Genomic DNA, 18,370 nt, shown 5'->3' on the forward strand with positions numbered 1-18,370 from the left:
AAAGGAATTGAGATGTATGGGAATGACCATCACTGAGAAAATTCTTGCCGAGCATGCCGGTCTGGACAGGGTGGTACCCGGTCAATTGGTTACTGCCCAGCTGGACCTGGCCTTGGCCAATGATATAACCGGCCCGGTCTCGATCCGGGAATTTGAAAAATTCGGCGTGGAAACCGTCTGGGACAAGACCAAAGTGGCCTTGGTTCCCGATCATTTCACCCCTAACAAAGATATAGCCTCTGCAGAATTAAGCAAAACCTTAAGAGAGTTTGCCAAGAAACAGGGGATTGTTCATTACTGGGAACAAGGACGGGTGGGAGTCGAACACTGTCTTCTTCCCGAACAAGGAGTGACTCTGCCCGGCGATGTCATCATCGGGGCAGATTCTCACACCTGTACCTACGGCGCTTTGGGGGCTTTTGCCACTGGAGTGGGAAGCACGGATCTAGCCGCCGGCATGGCCACAGGGGAGGCTTGGTTCAGAGTTCCTGAATCCATAAAGTTCATATTCAAAGGAACACATTTCCAACCTTGGGTCAGCGGTAAGGATTTGATTCTTTACGCTATCGGCAAAATCGGGGTGGACGGCGCTCGCTATCGGGCCATGGAATTCACTGGGGAGGGTATCGCAGCCTTGTCCATGGACGGCCGCCTAACTATGTGCAATATGGCCGTGGAAGCGGGAGCCAAGAATGGCATTATTGCCCCGGATGAAAAGACCCTGGCCTATGTGAATGAACGGGCAAAACGTCCCTATAAAGTCTATCACAGTGATCCAAATGCTCAGTATGAGGAAGTCTATGAATGGGATGTGGCCGATATTCCCCTTCAAGTGGCCTTCCCCCATCTGCCCGAGAATTCCAAACCCGTCGGGGAAGGGAAAGGGATTAAAATCGATCAAGTGGTCATTGGTTCCTGTACCAATGGCCGTCTGGAAGATCTGCAAGTGGCTGCCCACATCCTTAAGGGCCAAAAAGTCCATGGAGATGTGCGCTTGATTGTCATACCCGGGACTCAGGAGATTTATAAGCAAGCCATGAAAGAAGGACTCCTCGATATCTTTATCGATGCGGGAGCTGTGGTCAGCACTCCCACCTGCGGACCTTGCTTAGGCGGATATATGGGAATTCTGGCCAAAGGAGAAAGAGCCCTCTCCACCACCAACCGGAACTTCGTAGGACGGATGGGTCACCCGGAAAGTGAGGTCTACCTGTCCGGACCGGCTGTAGCGGCAGCATCCGCAGTAACCGGAGAAATCTCACATCCTGAGGAGGTGTTATAATGGCCAAGGCCTGGAAATTCGGAGATGATATCGACACCGATGTCATTATACCGGCACGTTACTTGAATCAAAACACCCCGGAACATTTAGCGGCTCATTGCATGGAAGACGCTGATCCCAATTTTGCCCAAGAGGTAAAACCCGGAGACGTGATCATCGGCGGAAAAAACTTTGGCTGCGGCTCTTCCCGGGAGCATGCTCCGGCGGCCATTAAGGCGGCAGGGGTGAAAGCGGTTATCGCCGACTCCTATGCCCGGATTTTTTATCGGAACGCTCTGAACATCGGCATGCCTATTCTGGAATGTCCGGAGGCTGTTCGAGGGATTGAAGCAGGGGATGAGGTCTCTGTAGATTTGGAGACCGGAAAGATTGTGAATCTGACCAGGAATACTGAATTTGAAGCTCGGCCTTTCCCGCCCTTTATGCAGGATCTGATCAAAGCAGGGGGACTTATTCCATATGTGAAGGGGAGACGTGAACATGCCTAAAATTGCGGTATTGCCCGGAGATGGCATCGGACAAGAGATTATTCCTCAGGCCGTACGGGTACTGAAAGCGGTCCTAGCAGAAAAAGAGGCTGACTTTGAGTTCCAGGACTATCCCGTAGGGGGAGCGGCTATCGAATTGGTGGGTAAAGCCTTGCCTGACGAGACCTTAAAGGCTTGCCAGGAAGCCGACGCGGTTCTTTTAGGTGCAGTCGGGGGACCCCAATGGGATCATCTCCCTGCCTCGAAACGGCCGGAAACAGCGGCTCTCTTAGGATTGCGCAAAGGACTGAACTTCTATGCCAATATCCGTCCCGTGCGTATGATTCCAAGCTTGCTCGCCACTTCTACCCTTAAAGAGGACGTGCTGGATGGGGTGGATATGGTGGTCATTCGGGAATTGACCGGAGGGGTTTATTTCGGAGAAAAAGGCCGCTCAGAGAATCCACGCTCCGCTTATGATCGGATGAGCTATACGGAGGAAGAGATAAGGCGTATCCTGGTCCAAGGCTTTGAGACAGCCATGCTCCGCGATAAAAAGCTCTGCTCCGTGGATAAAGCCAATGTCCTGGAAACCTCCCGCCTCTGGAGAGAGATGGCGAATGAACTTTCTAAGGATTATCCGGAAGTGGAACTAACTCATATGTATGTGGATAATGCAGCCATGCAATTGGTCCGCAACCCTAAGCAGTTTGATGTCATCGTCACGGAGAACATGTTCGGGGATATTCTCACTGACCTGGCTTCTATGTTGGGGGGCTCCATCGGTATGCTCTCTTCTGCAAGCTTGAGCGGTACCCAAGGGATGTATGAACCGGCTCATGGTTCCGCGCCCGATATCGCCGGCAAGAACCTGGCCAATCCACTGGCTACTATTCTTTCCGTAGCCCTGATGCTTCGGTATTCCTTTGGTATGGAGGACGAAGCCCTGCGCATCGAGAAGGCTGTAGAGAAGGTTTTGGAGCAAGGGTATCGGACCGGAGACCTGGCTCAGGCAGGGGATAAACTTGTGGGAACGGTGGAAATGGGCGATGCAGTGCTGGCCGCGCTGTGAGGCTTATTTAGCGCCTTTTTTCAGTAAAAAGCTATTTAACAAAAGAACCTCCATGTTAATGAATGGCATGGAGGTTTCTTTGTTTAATCTCGGCAGGCAACGTATTTTGGGCTTAGATTATTTTGAGCTTCTTTTCAATCTCGTCGACTCTTTTCTCAAGTAAGTCGATCCTGGCATGGTCTTCGTTGAGTTCTCCCACAGCTTGCCAAGTTAAATCTACTTTTGTACTTAGGTTATCCAGTTTTCTGTGTATTTCTCTGTTGTCTGCTCTGAGAGCCTTGATATCCGACTCCATTTTTTCCTGGCCGTTCTTGAGTCCTTTGATATCAGATTCCATCTTCACTTGGCCGTTCTTGAGTCCTTTGATATCAGATTCCATCTTCACTTGGCCGTTCCTGAGCCCTTTGATATCAGATTCCATTCTCTCCTGGCCTTTTTCAAGGCCTTCTAACTTCTTAAAAATTAGTTCCAAATAATCCACCCGTTCTATCCCTCCTTCAATACAAAGTTCCCTTTATCTGGAGTGTCAAGTTCAATTCACTATGTTGTATTTTTAGCTTAATAGTCATCTTTTTAAAAGTCAAGAAGTTATTGGAAGGTTTGCTAATTATGGTTTTTTTTGGTTGCTGGAGTGAATAATATCTATTTAGGAATACTAAAGATGAACCTGGCAATGCTGCAACGACTTTAATCGGATTTAATCTTTTCGGAGACCATGAATATTTAACCCGGCAAAAACACATGATAATGTCGAAGGGTACGTAATGGTTGAGCCAAGATTTATATGTGCTTCATAATAGGGGTGTATATAGGTCGGTCAAAGATGATTTATAGGCGTCCGTTTATAAATTGTCGGAGAGAAGATTCTTGTGGGTAGGGAAAAGCTCTTAGTTAGTCGACTAATCTTGATTATCTAAGGGTTCCAACTTATCTTCAAGGGTCGAGCTAAGATTGTGCTGGGTTTTGGAAGACTTTTTGTATATAGAGATACACTCCAAAGGTGCATAGCTATATATAAATTTTTCGGTCTTGTTTAGCCGTAAGGTTAAACAAGGTCGGGTAGATATCCAGTATGGTCGAACGAACCATCAATTGAGGTGGCGATTCTGCTTAGCCATAGTCGCAAGATTATGTCTAGGTAATAAGTTATCTCACTTGGTGCAAGGTAGATCATTGCGTGCTCTTCATAATACCTTTATGAAACGGTTGAACCATTATGGTTGCTTTATATGAAAAATAAAAACCCTCCTCGCTCTATTATTGAATAGATATGAGGAAGGGTTTTGTTTTGTTGATTGTGATATTTCAGTTCTTTTGCAGCTTGGGTTAGTTGTGATAGCATTCAACCTGAAAGCTTTTAAAAAGCCTCGGTGCTTAACTCAAAGCCTTCAAGATTGACAGTCTCATCAATTTCAATAAGCAAATACCGTTTTCCGTCTCTCTTGACTTGTTTGATATTCCGTAAGTCCTGAGGGTTTACGGAAATACTCACCGTGTTATTCTCGATTTTTAGAGACTTTCCCTTAAAGTTAGGTACGATGTTGGAAGCCTTAAATTCATAGTTCTCCGTTCCCGTGACTTTCATGAAAGCGGTTTCTAATCCCTGAGTGTTTTCAACCCCGCTGACCTGAAGAATTTTTTCCATATCCCTTAATCCAACACTGGGGATATCTGAGCTTTCTTCTTCTTCATTCCTCGTGATCATCGTGTTTAGGCTTTCATAGATACTGGCGATCTTCTCCGGTTCGATTTCCTTTCCCGCGACTTCTTGAACGATTTCAAGAAATTGCTCCTTTTCGGTTTGAGCCGTCCTTTGAAAATCGCATCCCAAGACCTTGGCTAAAAACTCCGGGTTGGGGACATTGGCCTTATTAGAGTAATAGACTACTTTATTCACATCGGCTGAATCATCACTCCAGGCAGGGAACATAAACCCATCTAAGGGAGCAGACAGATTGATGGTGACATCTATAGGTATATCGGCCTTGAACAATCGATCCTCAAAATCGAATTTTAGAGCAGTTTTGGGAAGCATGACAGGATTAATACTCCCCATTAAAAATTCAAAGGAAAATACCACGTCATCCAGCCCTGATTCATCCTCGGTATAGTCCTTCTTTGAGGGCTTATAGACCTCACCCCGCAAAAAAGTAATCATATAATCCCCTTCATAGTGACAACTCTCAATGACCCTATGAGCAACCTTTTCAGTTCCTTCAGCGAAATGATGAGGTTGTAATGTTTCAATGAGTGCTCTTTGGGTGGGGTTTTGCCCTAATTTATTATCCGAAAACTCCAGTTCAAAAACTTTGGAATCGAGAGGCCCTGTGAGCAGCTTTTTAAAATTCTTAAGATAGAGATCCTGCTTTTGGGCATCCATTCTTTCGAAATACTCTTTTTCTGTACCGATGATTTGTTTTAAATCTCCTTTGACATAAATGCTTACTACCTCGGCAAGCTTTAGTTTCGTATTATCCATTTTAAATTCTTTGCGTATGCTTGCTACATCGTTTTTATTCATCTCGATTGCTCCTTCTGTTTAACACTTATATTAAAGTAGCAAATTTTATGGATTGGAGTCAATAAAAAAAGCACCTCCCGGCCTAAAGCGGATTGGGGAGGTGCTGCATAAAGTTAACGGTCATCATCAAATTCCATTTCATATTTATGGGCCTTGTGCTGATTGTATCGGTTGGTGATAAAGTAAACAGCCAGGAATAAAACCATAAACAAAGCTAAGAAAGTCAGGGGCCCTTGCCAGTCACCTATCGGGGAGCGTTGGAACAATCCGTAGATGGACAGGGCGAAAGTAACAAAAAGCATGGCCGAGACCATAACCAGGTTATTACGTGATTCTTTGCTTCCCCGCTGACTGTAGATACCAACCTTTAAGGTATGCAGGCGAATGAACTGATAGAGGGGGAAGAAGATCAGGATCAGGTATTCCGTCATGCACTCTTTAAGTCCCATATTGTAGATAAATGTTTTGACGATAAAGGACAGTGCTACACCAATAAGAATGATCACGGCTATTTCACTGCGAACCTTCTGCTGGACTTGTTCAATTCTTTCATCTTTCATGCTTATCATCCTCCCAAAAAAGATCATTTAAAGTTTTGCCAAGGGCTTTGCAAATGGCTATGCATAACTGCAAAGAAGGGTTGAATTTACCGGCCTCGATCATACCGATGGTCTGGCGTGTTACTCCCACGGTTTCGGCCAATTGCTCCTGGGACATATCTAAGCCAGCCCGTGCCGCCTTTAATCTAAGGTTTTTCAATAGTCTTTCCTCCTCCTTACAGTACATATAGTAAATCAAAATAACTAAAATGTCAACTATATATTACATAATGACGTGTCGATTATTCTCTTCATTTTTTGCAAAAAAAGATCCCATTGCCTGAGGCAACCGGATCTTCAGAAAAATATAAGATTTATACTATGGATGAAGCTTTGAATTATTGACTTTGAAAATCAAGCTATTCACAGTGAATTTACTGAGAAAGATGCCCACAGGCAGTAACACTATTCCCAGAAGCCATTGTTGCGTCAGGAAGGTGACCACCAGACCCAGGAAGATAAGCCCGGGACAAATGAAGAAAAAGAGAAACCTCCCGCGGGCTTTCTGTTTGAGTTCCCCATCCAAGACAAATAAGGAGACGAAAGGGGAATTGACCCACTCAAGCCAATGCAATTTTCCAAGGGAAGCAAGAAAGAAGATGGCCCCACCCCAAAAGATCCACTGCCAAAGAGGAGGTAAGATCGTGAGAAAGGCTCCATACATGCCCACGACCTGCAGATAAAAAAGCATATTGGAACGATGCCGCAAAAATCCCTTAAGGCCAATTTCGGTTAAGATTCTATCCGCGGTTCGCGTTTTAAAGAGCCGGCCCGAGTTTCTGAACAGCCAGGGATGCTTATTTAAGCGTATTTGCTTTTTGGTATAAGTCCCTGTATATTTCAACAACACATTGGCGAACTTCATTTTTTCAGTTTGGGCTAAGGAAATATCTTTGAGTAACGTAGCCTTCATAGATAATCTGTAAACAAACAGCAGGATCAGCATAAGAAGGAGAATGAAAGTAAGCCAGGGATAAAATTGTCGGCTTCCTATAGAGCCGACAGCAGCCCAGAGGATGGCAGCAAAAAAACCTATAATGGGGACCTGGGCCAGACTATATCGCCAACCTTCAAATCTGTGCTGGAGGCATTGCTTTAAGAGACCGGCATCGACGCGGCAGATAAAGACGAGGAGGAAGAACCAGAGGAAGCCGGGCAGGTCAACCTGATGGATCATCAGTAAAAAAGGAGCGGCTAGAAAGGCCAGTAAGGCGGTTGCGAAAAGACTAAAACAGATCTGCAACAAGATACTGTAGGCCGCGATCCCCTTGAGCCAGGACTGATGTTGAAAGAGGAAGATTTGATCCGCTTCCTCCACAAAGATCCTTAAAGTGCCTGACCAGGAAAAAATCACAGCAACAGGTAAGAGGAGTGTTAAAGGCAAAACGAAAAAGAGGGAAGGTGGTTCCTGCCACCAGCCCACATAGGTATCAAGGAAGAGAGCCAATCCGGGGATGACGATATAAAGGGCTACGATCCAATCCACCACCAGCTTCCAAATGGAATATTGAAATTTCCAGTCGGCGAGGAGTCGATGTCCGAAAAGACGGTGTACATTGTTCATGGCTGTATCTCCAAAAGGCTGATAAAGCAGTCAAAGAGAGAGCCTTCCGGCAACTGACTTTGTCGGCGAATATCCTCCAGATTTCCCTGACTTAGGGCTGTTCCTTCATGAATAAGGATAAAGGAAGTGCAGATTTTCTCGGCGGTATCCAGAGAGTGAGTGGACATAAGTATGCCGGCACCATCCTTGCGTGCTTGGTCCACAAGATGAAGAAGATCCCGCATTCCGTGGGGGTCCAGGCCAATGAAAGGCTCGTCAATAATATACAAAGCAGGGCGCATCAAAAAACCGAGGATGAGCATAACTTTTTGCTGCATCCCTTTAGAAAAAGTGACAGGGAGTTTGTGCTTCTCTTTATGGAGACGAAAAAGCTTCAGCAGTTCTTCGGCTCTAGGTAAAAAGGTGTCTTCCTTCATTTTTCCCACTGCTGCGGCGAATTCTAAATGCTCCCACAAGGTGAGGTTATCATAGAGGACAGGTTGTTCCGGAATGTAGGCATAATGGGTGTGAGCATCCTGAAAATCAATCTTACCATCCATATACGGCAGTTGTCCCATCATGGCTTTGAGGATCGTGCTTTTTCCGGCACCGTTGGGGCCAATTAATCCGACAAGCTCACCGGGTTTTACCCCGAAGGAAATATCTTTGAGGATGGGGTCTTTCTTTTCGTATCCGCCGGACTTGATATTCACTTGAACTAAATCCAATCGAATCCCTGCTTCCTTTTCGGCTCATTTAGGTCAACTCGAAAAGTTCTCTCAGCTCCTGCTCGGTTAATTTAGTGAGCATGGTTTCACCGGGTTGGATGACCGAATCAATGAGTTTTTTCTTTTTAGCTTGGAGAGCGTTGACTTTTTCTTCAATGGTTCCTTGAGTGAGGAGCTTAATCACTTGGACGGAATTCTTTTGTCCTATGCGATGGGCCCGGTCGGTGGCCTGATCCTCAACTGCCGGATTCCACCAGGGATCGAAATGGATCACCGTGTCGGCACCGATCAGGTTTAATCCTGTCCCACCGGCTTTTAAGGAGATCAGAAAAACCCGGCCTTGGCCTTTGTTAAAAGAAGCAGCCATTTGAGAGCGTTCCGAGGCTTTCGTGGACCCGCTGAGATAAAAATAATCAATGTTTTCGGAGAGCAAATAATCCCGGATAATATCCAGCATGGAGGTAAACTGGGAAAAGACCAGTACCCGGTGGCCGCTGTCCAGGATATCCCCAAGAAGCTCCTGGAAGAGGAGCATTTTCCCGCTTTCCCCCGTATAATTGTCGATAAACATCCCTGGATGGGAACAGATCTGCCGTAGTCTGGTTAAAGCCGCGAGAATCTGGATCTGGCTTTTGGCGAAACCATGGGTGGCGAGGTCCTGAGCGATCTGACTCTTGGTTTGCTGAAGGTAGGCCAGATAGATTTTTCGCTGTTCCTCGGTCAAAGTCGCTTTGATTTCCGTCTCAATCTTGGGGGGAAGTTCTTTCAGAACCTCTTTTTTAAGCCTGCGCAGGATAAAAGGTTTGATGTGACGGCTCAACTCCAGAAGGGCCTGGGGATTCTCCCCTTTGAGAATAGGAGCGGAATATTTCTTCTGAAATTCCTGGAAAGAGAGCAAATAGCCTGGTATACAAAAGTTAAAGAGGGACCAGAGCTCGGAAAGGGAATTCTCAATCGGTGTACCGGTCAGGGCAAAATAACTCTTCGCTTTAATTCTCTGGACAGATTTGGCGTTCAGGGTCTGTGGGTTCTTAATGTTCTGAGCCTCATCCAGGAAGCAGTAGGAAAAATCAACCTGTGCAAAGGTTTCAATATCCCGTCTTAACAAGGCATAAGAGGTGACGACCAAATCCGCTTGGCTGAGGGCTTTTAATTGCTCCTGGCGTTCCTGAGGTGTGCCATCGACCACCAGGATATTCAGGTCCGGCGCGAATTTTTCCCCTTCCGCCTGCCAGTTATAGATCAGAGAAGTGGGGGCAATGACCAGGGCAGGGGAGGCAAGTTCTTCAGATAAGATAAAGGCCAGAGCCTGCAGGGTTTTTCCCAGACCCATATCATCGGCCAGAATGCCCCCGAGACCATAAGCGGCCAGAGTCTTGAGCCAGCGGAACCCCGTCTTCTGATAATCCCGGAGCACATGCTTAAGAGAGGAAGGGGGATCATATTCTCCGTCCTGGGGCTCAAGAATGCTTTGGACTAATTGTTTAAAGGCTTTATTGCGCTGAATTCCGGGTAAGTTGGCTTGACGCAAAAAGCTGTCAATATACATGGCTCTGAACTTGGGCAGCAGGAGAGTCTGATTGCTCAAATCCTCCCCTTTAAGATTTAAATGTTCAAGAAAAATAGCCATGGATTCCAGTTCAGGCTGCTTCAGATCGAGAAAAGAGCCGTCCCGCAGCCGATAATATTTTCTTTTCACTTGTAAGGAATGAAAGATATTGGCCAGTTCATCCTGGTCAATATCACTATACTGAAAGGATATTTCCAGCAGGTCCAAGGACTCATCCAAACGTACCCGGCCGGAGAAACTGGTGGAGGTGCGAACTGTCAGTTTGAAGTCGTCGGAATAGAAGGTTTCTGCATATTCTTGCAACTGAGGAAGCCAGGTCGTAATAAAATCGAAGATCTTTTCATCATCTTCCAGGCTAATAGTCCCTTGGGAAACGATAAATTCAGCTTGCTCGAAGATCGTAAGGATTCTTCTTTCTTTATCAATATTGCGGATAAGAATTTGCGAATCGGCCGGGTCCTGGCGATTTGCCCCTCCTTGAGAGGTGAAAGGATTGATGAGATAATCCCCGTAATGGAATTCCAGGCGGGCCCGGATGCCGTATTCACCCATCCTATCGAAATAGATCCTGGCTTGCAGCTCTTCCCGTACAAATTTTTCCGCCAGTTTGGGTTCGATAGAAACAGAACCCAGCTGTTCAATGAGGGGGATGGCTTCTGAAGCGAAAAAATCCCTCTGATGCGCCGGAAAAGTAAGGGTTTGGCGGGATTTTCCTGACAAGGTTTTAAGGAGGTTGGGCAGGAAGGATTGCTGCTCGGGTGAGACCTGGTAGATGTTCTGATCGTAAAGATAATAGCGTCCATCAGCTGTAAGCTGCAAGGGAAGCTGGTTTTTCAGAGCTAGGGTCAGGTCCTGCTCTTTGGACTCAACGGCAAAATCCAAGGGGATATCCTGGCGTATCACCCTGATCGAGCGGGGGAGGCCGGCGGCTCCTGCTTTTGAACCGGCTTTTGAAGAAGTGTGGGCTAAGGAGAATTCTTTATCACCTAAGGCGTCGAATAATTTCCCTAAGTAGTATTGACTTAAAATGAAAGGTTTCTGACTGAAGGGGGATGCATAATAAAAACTCCTCTGTTCATTGAAGGCTTCATATTGCCTTAACATTTCCTGCAGCATGTCGATAACAAGTTGATCCTCTGCACTAAAAGTTTGAACAAAGGGGTCGTAGGTGAATTGTTTGCCGAATTTTAGTAAGCGGCCACCTTGGACTGCGGATAAGAACTCTTCTAAGTTTTTTACCACATAAAGGCGTGCAAGTCCGACCTTGATTTGCAATTGGGCATGGATCTGACGATGGATTTCTATTTGAAGTTCAAGTTCAAGACTTAAATTTTCGCGAACCGCTTTGGGTTCGGATTTCGTAAATAAGGCCATGAATTCAGAGACAGATTCTTTGACTACAGCAGTTCTTGGCAGAGGACCGGCCAACTTTCTTTGCACGGCCTTCAGAGCAGCTATCACATGCTTACAGGCTCCAGGGTATTCTTCAAAGGCCGGACAAGTACAATTACAGGAATAAACTGAGCCGTTTTTCCTCATGATGATCTCTACATCATAAAGCCAAGTGCCAATGACGACTGCAGAAATCATGTTCTTTTCCCCATCGTAAGATAATTGGCTGACCCTGCCGTTAAGGGCATAGGCTACTCCCAGCTCATAGGCCTTTTTACTGGAAGCCAAAGTGCGAATCTCCTGTTCAGTAATACCGGTAAAAGACATTTTGCGGATTCCCCCAAGTATTTAAGAACTATAGGAATAGCATACTCCAGCACTCTTAGGGCAGTCAAATTAAATAGAGATTAAACATTGTGATAATGGCTCTAGTATTATGGCAAGGTGTTATGCTACAATATATCTAATCTAAGTATATACTGCCGAGGAACGATCCAGTAGGCTGCTCATTTGACAAGAGAGGGAAGGGTGGTGCAACTTCCTGAAATGAGGAGACCGAACCCAATCGTGAGGCTTTGATGATGAATCAAACGGTTCCCGCCGTTATCGGGTTTAAGTGGCGTACAGCAATAAAGGTGGTACCGCGGAAGGCTTCTTTCGTCCTTGGAAAAAGGATGAAAGGGCCTTTTTTTCATATCTAACATTCGCGCCGCAGGGTGCTCAAAAGAGGGGACGATGTCAATGAAAAGGATCGGGTTTATCGGGGCAGGAAACATGGCTGAAGCCATCATTAAGGGGCTGAACACTACAGGAAAATATGAGATTCGCGTGACCAATCGCTCCAACCAGGCTAAACTGGAGCAGATGAAAGAAGACTATGGGGTCATTCCGGTTTCTTTTCCAGAGGCGGTCAGGGATTCCGAGATCATCCTTTTGGCAGTGAAACCTAAGGATGTGGTGGAGGTTTTAGCCCAAGTCAATAAGCATATGAGGTCAAACCAGCTTTTTATCAGTGTGGCGGCAGGAATTCCCTTAGAATTATTGGCAAAGCATTTGCCTCTCAGTCCGATGGTTCGTGCTATGCCCAATACTTCAAGCGCAGTTATGCACTCCATGACCGGCTTGGTAAAAGGGCAAAGGGTCAATGAGGAAAATCAAAGGGATGTGGAAGATATCTTTGGGGCGGTTGGGAAGGTTATCTGGATACCCGAGGAACAGATGAATTCGCTTATCGCCATGAGCGGAAGCGGGCCGGCCTATTTCTATCTCTTTACGGAGGCTCTAGTGAAAGCGGGGGTTGATATGGGCTTTAGCAAAGAGGAGGCTGAGAACTTAGCCAAAGAGACCTTGATGGGGGCGGCTAAGATGCTGGCCAATAGTGGAAAATCACCTGGTGAACTGCGGGTGGCAGTAACCTCACCCAAAGGAACCACCCAAGAAGCCTTGAATGTTTTCTGGGAAAAGGGCTTGGAAGATCTTGTGGCAAGAGCAGCTAAAGCCTGCAAAAATCGTGCGGAAGAAATGGAAAGGGAGTATTTAGGGTGAATGACCTGCGTAGAATCGTCATAAAGGTAGGGAGCAGTAGTTTAAATCATCCTGAAGGCGGTCTTGATGATCAAGCTATCCATAGAATAGCCGGGGTGATTGCTGAGATCCGCAAGCTTGGCGTAGAATGTGTCCTGGTCAGCTCAGGAGCAGTGGCTGCCGGGGTTGGAAAGTTGGGCTTAAAAGCAAGACCTAAGGATGTGGCAGGTAAGCAGGCAGTTGCAGCCGTAGGTCAGGGAGTTTTGATTGAGAAATATGCCCTTGCTCTAGAGGAACGGGGCCTGGTATGCGCCCAGGTATTGCTCTCCCGTATTGATTTGGCGGAGGCCTCCCGTTATCGCAATGCTCAAAACACTTTAGAGCAATTACTGCGTTATCAGGTAATTCCGATTATCAATGAGAATGATACCGTGGCGGTAGAAGAGCTTTGTTTCGGAGATAATGATCGCCTTTCTGCACTGGTGGCAGGTTTGGTTCACGGGGATTTGCTGGTGATTCTTACGGATGTGGATGGACTCTATTCTGCTAATCCGAAACTGGATCCCAGTGCGGCCCTCATCCGGGAAGTAGCGGATCTGACTCAAGTGATGGCTATCGCTGGAGGAGCGGGCAGCTCCATGGGTACAGGAGGTATGGTGACCAAACTAAAAGCGGCGGAAATCGCCACCCGTTTTGGTATGGGAATGTTCCTTCTTCACTCCAAGCGCATGAAGGACATCACCAAGCTGATTCAGGGAGAACGGCCCTTGGGTACCTATTTTATCCCTGCTGCCCATCGGATTATGGGAAAGAAACGCTGGATTGCCTATGGAGGATTGTCCGAGGGAAGCATTTTTATTGATGAAGGGGCTGTAAAGGCTTTGCTCAAAGGAAAAAGCTTATTGGCCTCAGGAATTACCGGCATCGACGGGATCTGGGAACGCAAAGAACTGGTACGCATCAACAATCCGGATGGGATAGAGGTAGCCCGCGGCTTAGTGGAGCTGAGCAGTGAAGAGTTAGAGGAAGTGCGCGGCAAACACTCGGAAGAGATGCTGGCCATCGTCCCCAATTTAGAGGGTGAAGAGGTCGTTCATCGCGACAATATGACTTTGATGGTCGAGTAGGGGGGGAGGGCGCTTTATCTTTTGCTGGATGTGGCTGCCGTAGTAGTGGCGGGGGAATAAAGAGGCTTGCCTGGGTCGGGTCAGGTAGCTTGACGCACAACGAACCTTCGGGCGTGAGCTCCTGAAACCCTCCACCGGAGGCTTTCTTCATCGGAGCTCACGTACTCAATAGCTCCGGGGCTGGTCAACTCGCTTTCTTAACAGCTACGCCAAACCTCAGGGTAGTACCTGATGTGAACCGGCGGCTCCGCTTCGTTAAGAAAGCTTCGTTAACCCGACCGCCCCTCCACTAAATCGTTCTCTTTTGTGCGTAAAGCTACGCTGATGGGTCTCTTCCAAGCTCTCTTTCGTGTTCTTCTGGGATTTTCTTCGGAGTAGCCGACAATGCCGTAAGCGGCGCCGGCCGACGGAAAATGAATGAAAAACGACCTGGGTCAGGCAGCTTATTCTACAACGCATCGCTCAAGCCAGAAAAGCAGCCCAAGGATTTTGATTTCAGGCAGAGAACGGATTTAAGCGAGCAGGCAAGCAATCTTCGCGAAAAGACTGCAGCGGAGTCGGGTTGGAAACAGGACGTTTCCAACCGCCCATTGAGCAGGAGCGATTTGGGCACGAAACCCGGACGAGGGTTTCGCCCAAGCCGCCAATGCCACAGAGACTACTTAGCGGCGCAGGTGCACCCGACGCAGCGGAAGTCTTGAGCGATTAGATTGCTCCGCGCAGCTTATGGAGTGAACGCCGAAAGCAAAATCCTGGAGATTTAGCTTGTGAGTCTTTTTCAGGGTGACAAAGCTTGGGAAGCAACCTATCGACGAAATAGTTAAATTCAGATTGAAAGGAGACGATTAGAATGGATTTTGCACCGGAACTGCTGACAATCGGTCAAAGAGCTAAGGATGCCGCTCGTAAGCTGGCTTATACCGGCACCGCCGCCAAGAATAAGGCTCTTCTGGCTATGGCGGAGGCCTTGCTGAGCCATGAACAAGAGATTTTAGAAGCCAATCAAAAGGATGTGGAGGGGGCCATTCAAAAGGGAACCAAAAAATCCTTAGTTAATCGTTTGGCTTTGACCTCTGAAGGGATTCGCCAAATGAGTGATTCCCTTAAAGAAGTGGTCAATTTAGGGGACCCGGTAGGGGAAGGGGAGTTTTGGACCCGTCCCAACGGTTTGCGCATTCAGCGTACCCGTGTTCCCTTAGGTGTGGTGGCGATGATCTATGAAGCCCGTCCCAATGTAACGGTAGATGCGGCGGCTCTCTGCCTGAAGTCCGGCAATGCGGTCATTCTCCGGGGAGGCTCCGAAGCCATTGAGAGCAATAAGGTTTTAAGCAGGGTGATCTCTGCAGCCGCGGAAAGCCAGGGTATGCCGGCGGCCTGCATTCAACTTCTGGAGAATACGGATCGGCAATGGGTTCAGCAGCTCATGAAAATGAACGGGTATGTGGATGTCATCATACCGCGGGGAGGTGCAGGACTCATTCAGACCGTGGTTAAAGAATCCACAGTCCCCGTCATTGAGACCGGTACCGGAGTATGTCATGCTTTTGTAGACCGGGAAGCCGATCTAGCTAAAGGGGTCAGCATTGTCTTCAATGCCAAAACCCAAAAACCCGGGGTATGCAACGCCTTGGAGACCGTGCTGGTGGATGAAGCGGTAGCTTTAGAATTTCTGCCTCTGCTGGGGGAGAAATTCCAAGATTATGGGGTGGAAATAAGGGGCTGTGAAAAGACCTGTGCCATTCTCCCTTACGCCGCTAAAGCCACGGAAGAGGATTGGGGAACAGAGTATCTGGATCTCATCATCAGTGCCAAAGTGGTCAAAGATGTGGATGAAGCGATGGACCATATTTATCACTATGGGACCAGGCATTCAGAAACCATAATCACTGAGAATTACACTACGGCACAGCGCTTCCTGCATGAGGTGGATGCTGCAGCTGTTTATGTCAATGCCTCCACTCGCTTCACCGACGGCGGACGCTTCGGCTTTGGAGCAGAGATCGGTATCAGCACCCAGAAGCTTCATGCCCGGGGACCCATGGGGCTGCAAGCATTAACCACCATGAAATATATGATTTATGGTGAAGATCAGATTGTAACTTAAATCAACATTAATTGCCATGGAGACTCTTACCATGGGTTCAATTCCCTAAATAATAAAACATAGACTCATCCATACTAGTTTTAGAGTTTCGTATGGGTGTCTTGTCTATTGATTAAGGAGGAATTGAAATGGATAAGAGAATCCTGGAAAGCGTTAAAGAGTTCTACAAAAATGTTAAAGGGCAAGAATTCTTCCCGGATATAATTCCGTACATGGAATATTCACCCGATGAGCAAGAGTACAAGAATCATTTTAATTTCTAAGTTTAAGACTTGTCTTAAGTTTTGTCTTCTAGCTCTAAAAGGGGCGTGTGAAAACTCAGTCAGAAAAACGCTTGGAATCGAGAGATTTCAAGCGTTTTTAGCGCATTATAAACTAAATATTCTTCCCCAAACATCTCTTTTGCATGACCGGCAGATTGCTTGACCCCGCTCTGTCGGTCATGCATTTTTTAAAGCTGCGCAGAATAAAAGTGTCATGTTTTTCACTACAGAAATTTTTGGCCTAAAGGGTATAATGGAACCAAGTTTATAATAGGGGGGGCACCCATTTGTTTATATCTAAGTTGGATTTTTGGCGTGCTTTAACCAATAAGGTGGTCAGCCAGGCCGGAGCGGACGTCTTTATGGATGTCCTTCAGGAAATTATCGCTTTTTTTGCAGCCGATCAGGGTTATATTTATCTGTTTAACAGCAATGACCAACTTCTCCCCTTAGCTTGTTATCCCCAGGAAATCACTGAGGTGAGATTAAGTGAAAACCTTCGAAGGTATATCAGTAACCTGAATCAGGTCACTATCTATACGGACGATACGGTGTGCACGGATCAAGGGTGTCAACAGGAAATAATGGCCATGGGGTATGCGACCCTTGCCTTTGCTCCGATTTGGAAACAGGATAAGGTTACCGGCTTTATGCTCCTGGCCTGGAAGGAAAGCCACCGGTTTAAACGCGATGATGACGATTTGCTCTATACCATCGGAAACCTGCTGGGCATCGGTTTATTCAACGCGCATTTGATTGGCGGGATGCAGATCCGGGAAGATGAACTGCAAACCATGTGCCGGGCCCTGCTGAAAGCCAAAGAAGAAGAAGCAAAGCGAATCTCCCGGGAATTGCATGACGAGGTGGGGCAGGATCTGACAACCATCGTTTTGCGGCTGAAAATGATCCAGGGCCAGAACGATGTGGAAATCATCCATGACGATGTGAAGGATTTGCTCTTTATGGTGCGGGAGACCCTGGCTGACGTGCAGCGGATTGCCATGAACCTCCGGCCTTCGGCTTTAGACAATCTGGGTTTGCTGCCGGCGATTAATTGGCAGTTGGATCAGTTCCGGGCCGACAATCAAGTGGAGATCGCCTTTCATCATCCCCCTAAATTAGAGCAGCTTACTGAAGAGCAGGAATTATTGCTCTACCGTGTGCTGCTGGAGATTCTGACCAATATATCCCGCCATGCCCAAGCAACCAAGGTGAACATTTGTCTGCAGCAGGCAGAGGACCTTTTGACTCTGCAGGTAGATGACGATGGCATCGGCTTTGATCTGGAGGGCAGCAATACCTTGGGATTAGGACTGATGGGCATGAAAGAACGAATTAAGGAACAGAACGGAACCTTCCTGCTGGACAGCAAGATTGGCAAAGGAACCACGGTGACAGTGGCTGTTCCCATGAAGAACCCGGGAGGAATGAAGGTGTAATGGAAAAGATCCGTCTTTTGCTGGTTGATGATCATACTCTGCTGCGCCGGGCCTTATCTGCCCTTTTGCAAGGTGAAGAGCACCTTACGGTGGTGGGTGAGGCCGGCAGCGGCGAAGAAGCCGTTGTGCTGGCCGGGCAGCTCCAGCCGGATATTATTCTGATGGATATCACACTGCCGGATATGGATGGACTGGAAGCCACCCGGCAAATTCGCTGTCAATATGAAGGAATTAAGATCATTGCCCTGACCATGCATGTGGAGGAAGAATACCTGCTGCAGTTTTTAGCGGCAGGCGGCAACGGCTACCTGCATAAATCCACAGCCGATCTGGAACTGCTGCAGGCTATTGAACGGGTCATAGCCGGAGAAATTTATCTCGGGCCAACCGGAGTGCAGGTGCTGGCCAACCGCCAGTACGTCCGCCCCCGGGAAGGGGATGTGGACCCGGAAGTGCTTTCCATGCGGGAGCGCCAGGTGCTGGTGCTGGTAGCGGCCGGCTGCACCAGTGCGGAGATCGCCAAAAAACTGTTCTTATCTCCCAGCACCATTGATACTTACCGCAACCGCATCGCCAATAAGCTGAATTTGGAAAGCCGTTCCCAGTGGGTGGAATATGTGGCCAGGCACCGCCTGGATTAATGTGTAGAGGAAATCTCCACAGGATATCGCGGATTTTTGGTTATTATGATCTTACCTTTTCTTGACAGACATTTCACATGCCTTCCCGTACAATCAGG

General features: G+C 47.4%; 16 protein-coding genes. 9 read left to right on the forward strand and 7 right to left on the reverse strand.

Annotated features, from left to right (window positions below):
- The first annotated feature begins 16 nt into the window (after window positions 1–16).
- Genes leuC through leuB form a run of 3 tightly spaced genes read left to right on the forward strand, consistent with a single transcriptional unit; the run spans window position 17 to window position 2,821 of the window.
- Entirely contained in the window at window positions 17–1,282 is a 1,266-nt protein-coding gene (leuC, locus tag DESDE_RS09640; RefSeq protein ID WP_014793851.1) for a 3-isopropylmalate dehydratase large subunit, read from the forward strand.
- Window positions 1,282–1,770, forward strand: a complete 489-nt coding sequence (locus DESDE_RS09645; protein WP_014793852.1) for a 3-isopropylmalate dehydratase small subunit — start codon at window positions 1,282–1,284, stop codon at window positions 1,768–1,770. The genes leuC and DESDE_RS09645 overlap by 1 nt, the downstream gene beginning before the upstream one ends.
- Window positions 1,763–2,821, forward strand: a complete 1,059-nt coding sequence (gene leuB, locus DESDE_RS09650) for a 3-isopropylmalate dehydrogenase (RefSeq protein WP_014793853.1) — start codon at window positions 1,763–1,765, stop codon at window positions 2,819–2,821. Before DESDE_RS09645 ends, leuB begins: the two co-directional genes overlap by 8 nt.
- 112 nt (window positions 2,822–2,933) lie before the next feature.
- On the opposite strand, the gene DESDE_RS20800 is transcribed toward leuB, so the two are convergent.
- From DESDE_RS20800 to DESDE_RS09685, 7 genes are all read right to left on the reverse strand, one after another.
- Window positions 2,934–3,302: a hypothetical protein gene (locus DESDE_RS20800; protein ID WP_014793855.1), complete on the reverse strand. Its 369-nt coding sequence runs from the start codon at window positions 3,300–3,302 to the stop codon at window positions 2,934–2,936.
- A gap of 876 nt (window positions 3,303–4,178) precedes the next feature.
- On the reverse strand, window positions 4,179–5,342 hold the full coding sequence (locus DESDE_RS09660) for a DUF4317 domain-containing protein (RefSeq protein ID WP_014793856.1): 1,164 nt from the start codon (window positions 5,340–5,342) through the stop codon (window positions 4,179–4,181).
- A gap of 113 nt (window positions 5,343–5,455) precedes the next feature.
- On the reverse strand, window positions 5,456–5,902 hold the full coding sequence (locus DESDE_RS09665; protein ID WP_014793857.1) for a DUF6773 family protein: 447 nt from the start codon (window positions 5,900–5,902) through the stop codon (window positions 5,456–5,458).
- Window positions 5,892–6,101 carry a helix-turn-helix transcriptional regulator gene (locus DESDE_RS09670; RefSeq protein WP_014793858.1) on the reverse strand — a complete coding sequence of 70 codons (210 nt, stop codon included), beginning with the start codon at window positions 6,099–6,101 and terminating at the stop codon, window positions 5,892–5,894. The genes DESDE_RS09665 and DESDE_RS09670 overlap by 11 nt, the downstream gene beginning before the upstream one ends.
- 159 nt (window positions 6,102–6,260) lie before the next feature.
- Window positions 6,261–7,505, reverse strand: coding sequence for an ABC transporter permease (locus DESDE_RS09675; RefSeq protein ID WP_014793859.1), 1,245 nt, complete (start codon window positions 7,503–7,505; stop codon window positions 6,261–6,263).
- The gene (locus tag DESDE_RS09680; protein WP_014793860.1) at window positions 7,502–8,212 is read right to left on the reverse strand and encodes an ABC transporter ATP-binding protein; all 711 of its coding nucleotides are present in this window, start codon (window positions 8,210–8,212) and stop codon (window positions 7,502–7,504) included. Before DESDE_RS09680 ends, DESDE_RS09675 begins: the two co-directional genes overlap by 4 nt.
- 28 nt (window positions 8,213–8,240) lie before the next feature.
- The gene (locus DESDE_RS09685) at window positions 8,241–11,501 is read right to left on the reverse strand and encodes a DEAD/DEAH box helicase (protein ID WP_014793861.1); all 3,261 of its coding nucleotides are present in this window, start codon (window positions 11,499–11,501) and stop codon (window positions 8,241–8,243) included.
- Window positions 11,502–11,915: 414 nt separating this feature from the next.
- Between DESDE_RS09685 and proC the strand changes: the two genes are divergently transcribed.
- The 6 genes from proC to DESDE_RS09710 all read left to right on the forward strand — a co-directional run bounded on the left by proC (window position 11,916) and on the right by DESDE_RS09710 (window position 18,272).
- Entirely contained in the window at window positions 11,916–12,719 is an 804-nt protein-coding gene (gene proC / locus DESDE_RS09690) for a pyrroline-5-carboxylate reductase (protein ID WP_041917249.1), read from the forward strand.
- On the forward strand, window positions 12,716–13,825 hold the full coding sequence (gene proB, locus DESDE_RS09695; protein WP_014793863.1) for a glutamate 5-kinase: 1,110 nt from the start codon (window positions 12,716–12,718) through the stop codon (window positions 13,823–13,825). The genes proC and proB overlap by 4 nt, the downstream gene beginning before the upstream one ends.
- Before the next feature lie 850 nt (window positions 13,826–14,675).
- Window positions 14,676–15,929, forward strand: coding sequence for a glutamate-5-semialdehyde dehydrogenase (locus DESDE_RS09700; RefSeq protein WP_014793864.1), 1,254 nt, complete (start codon window positions 14,676–14,678; stop codon window positions 15,927–15,929).
- A gap of 128 nt (window positions 15,930–16,057) precedes the next feature.
- Window positions 16,058–16,192 carry a hypothetical protein gene (locus tag DESDE_RS22755; RefSeq protein WP_014793865.1) on the forward strand — a complete coding sequence of 45 codons (135 nt, stop codon included), beginning with the start codon at window positions 16,058–16,060 and terminating at the stop codon, window positions 16,190–16,192.
- Window positions 16,193–16,479: 287 nt separating this feature from the next.
- Entirely contained in the window at window positions 16,480–17,631 is a 1,152-nt protein-coding gene (locus DESDE_RS09705) for a GAF domain-containing sensor histidine kinase (RefSeq protein WP_014793866.1), read from the forward strand.
- On the forward strand, window positions 17,631–18,272 hold the full coding sequence (locus DESDE_RS09710; protein ID WP_014793867.1) for a response regulator: 642 nt from the start codon (window positions 17,631–17,633) through the stop codon (window positions 18,270–18,272). The genes DESDE_RS09705 and DESDE_RS09710 overlap by 1 nt, the downstream gene beginning before the upstream one ends.
- The last annotated feature ends 98 nt before the right edge of the window (window positions 18,273–18,370 follow it).

This window comes from Desulfitobacterium dehalogenans ATCC 51507 (assembly GCF_000243155.2).
Lineage (GTDB): Bacteria > Bacillota > Desulfitobacteriia > Desulfitobacteriales > Desulfitobacteriaceae > Desulfitobacterium > Desulfitobacterium dehalogenans.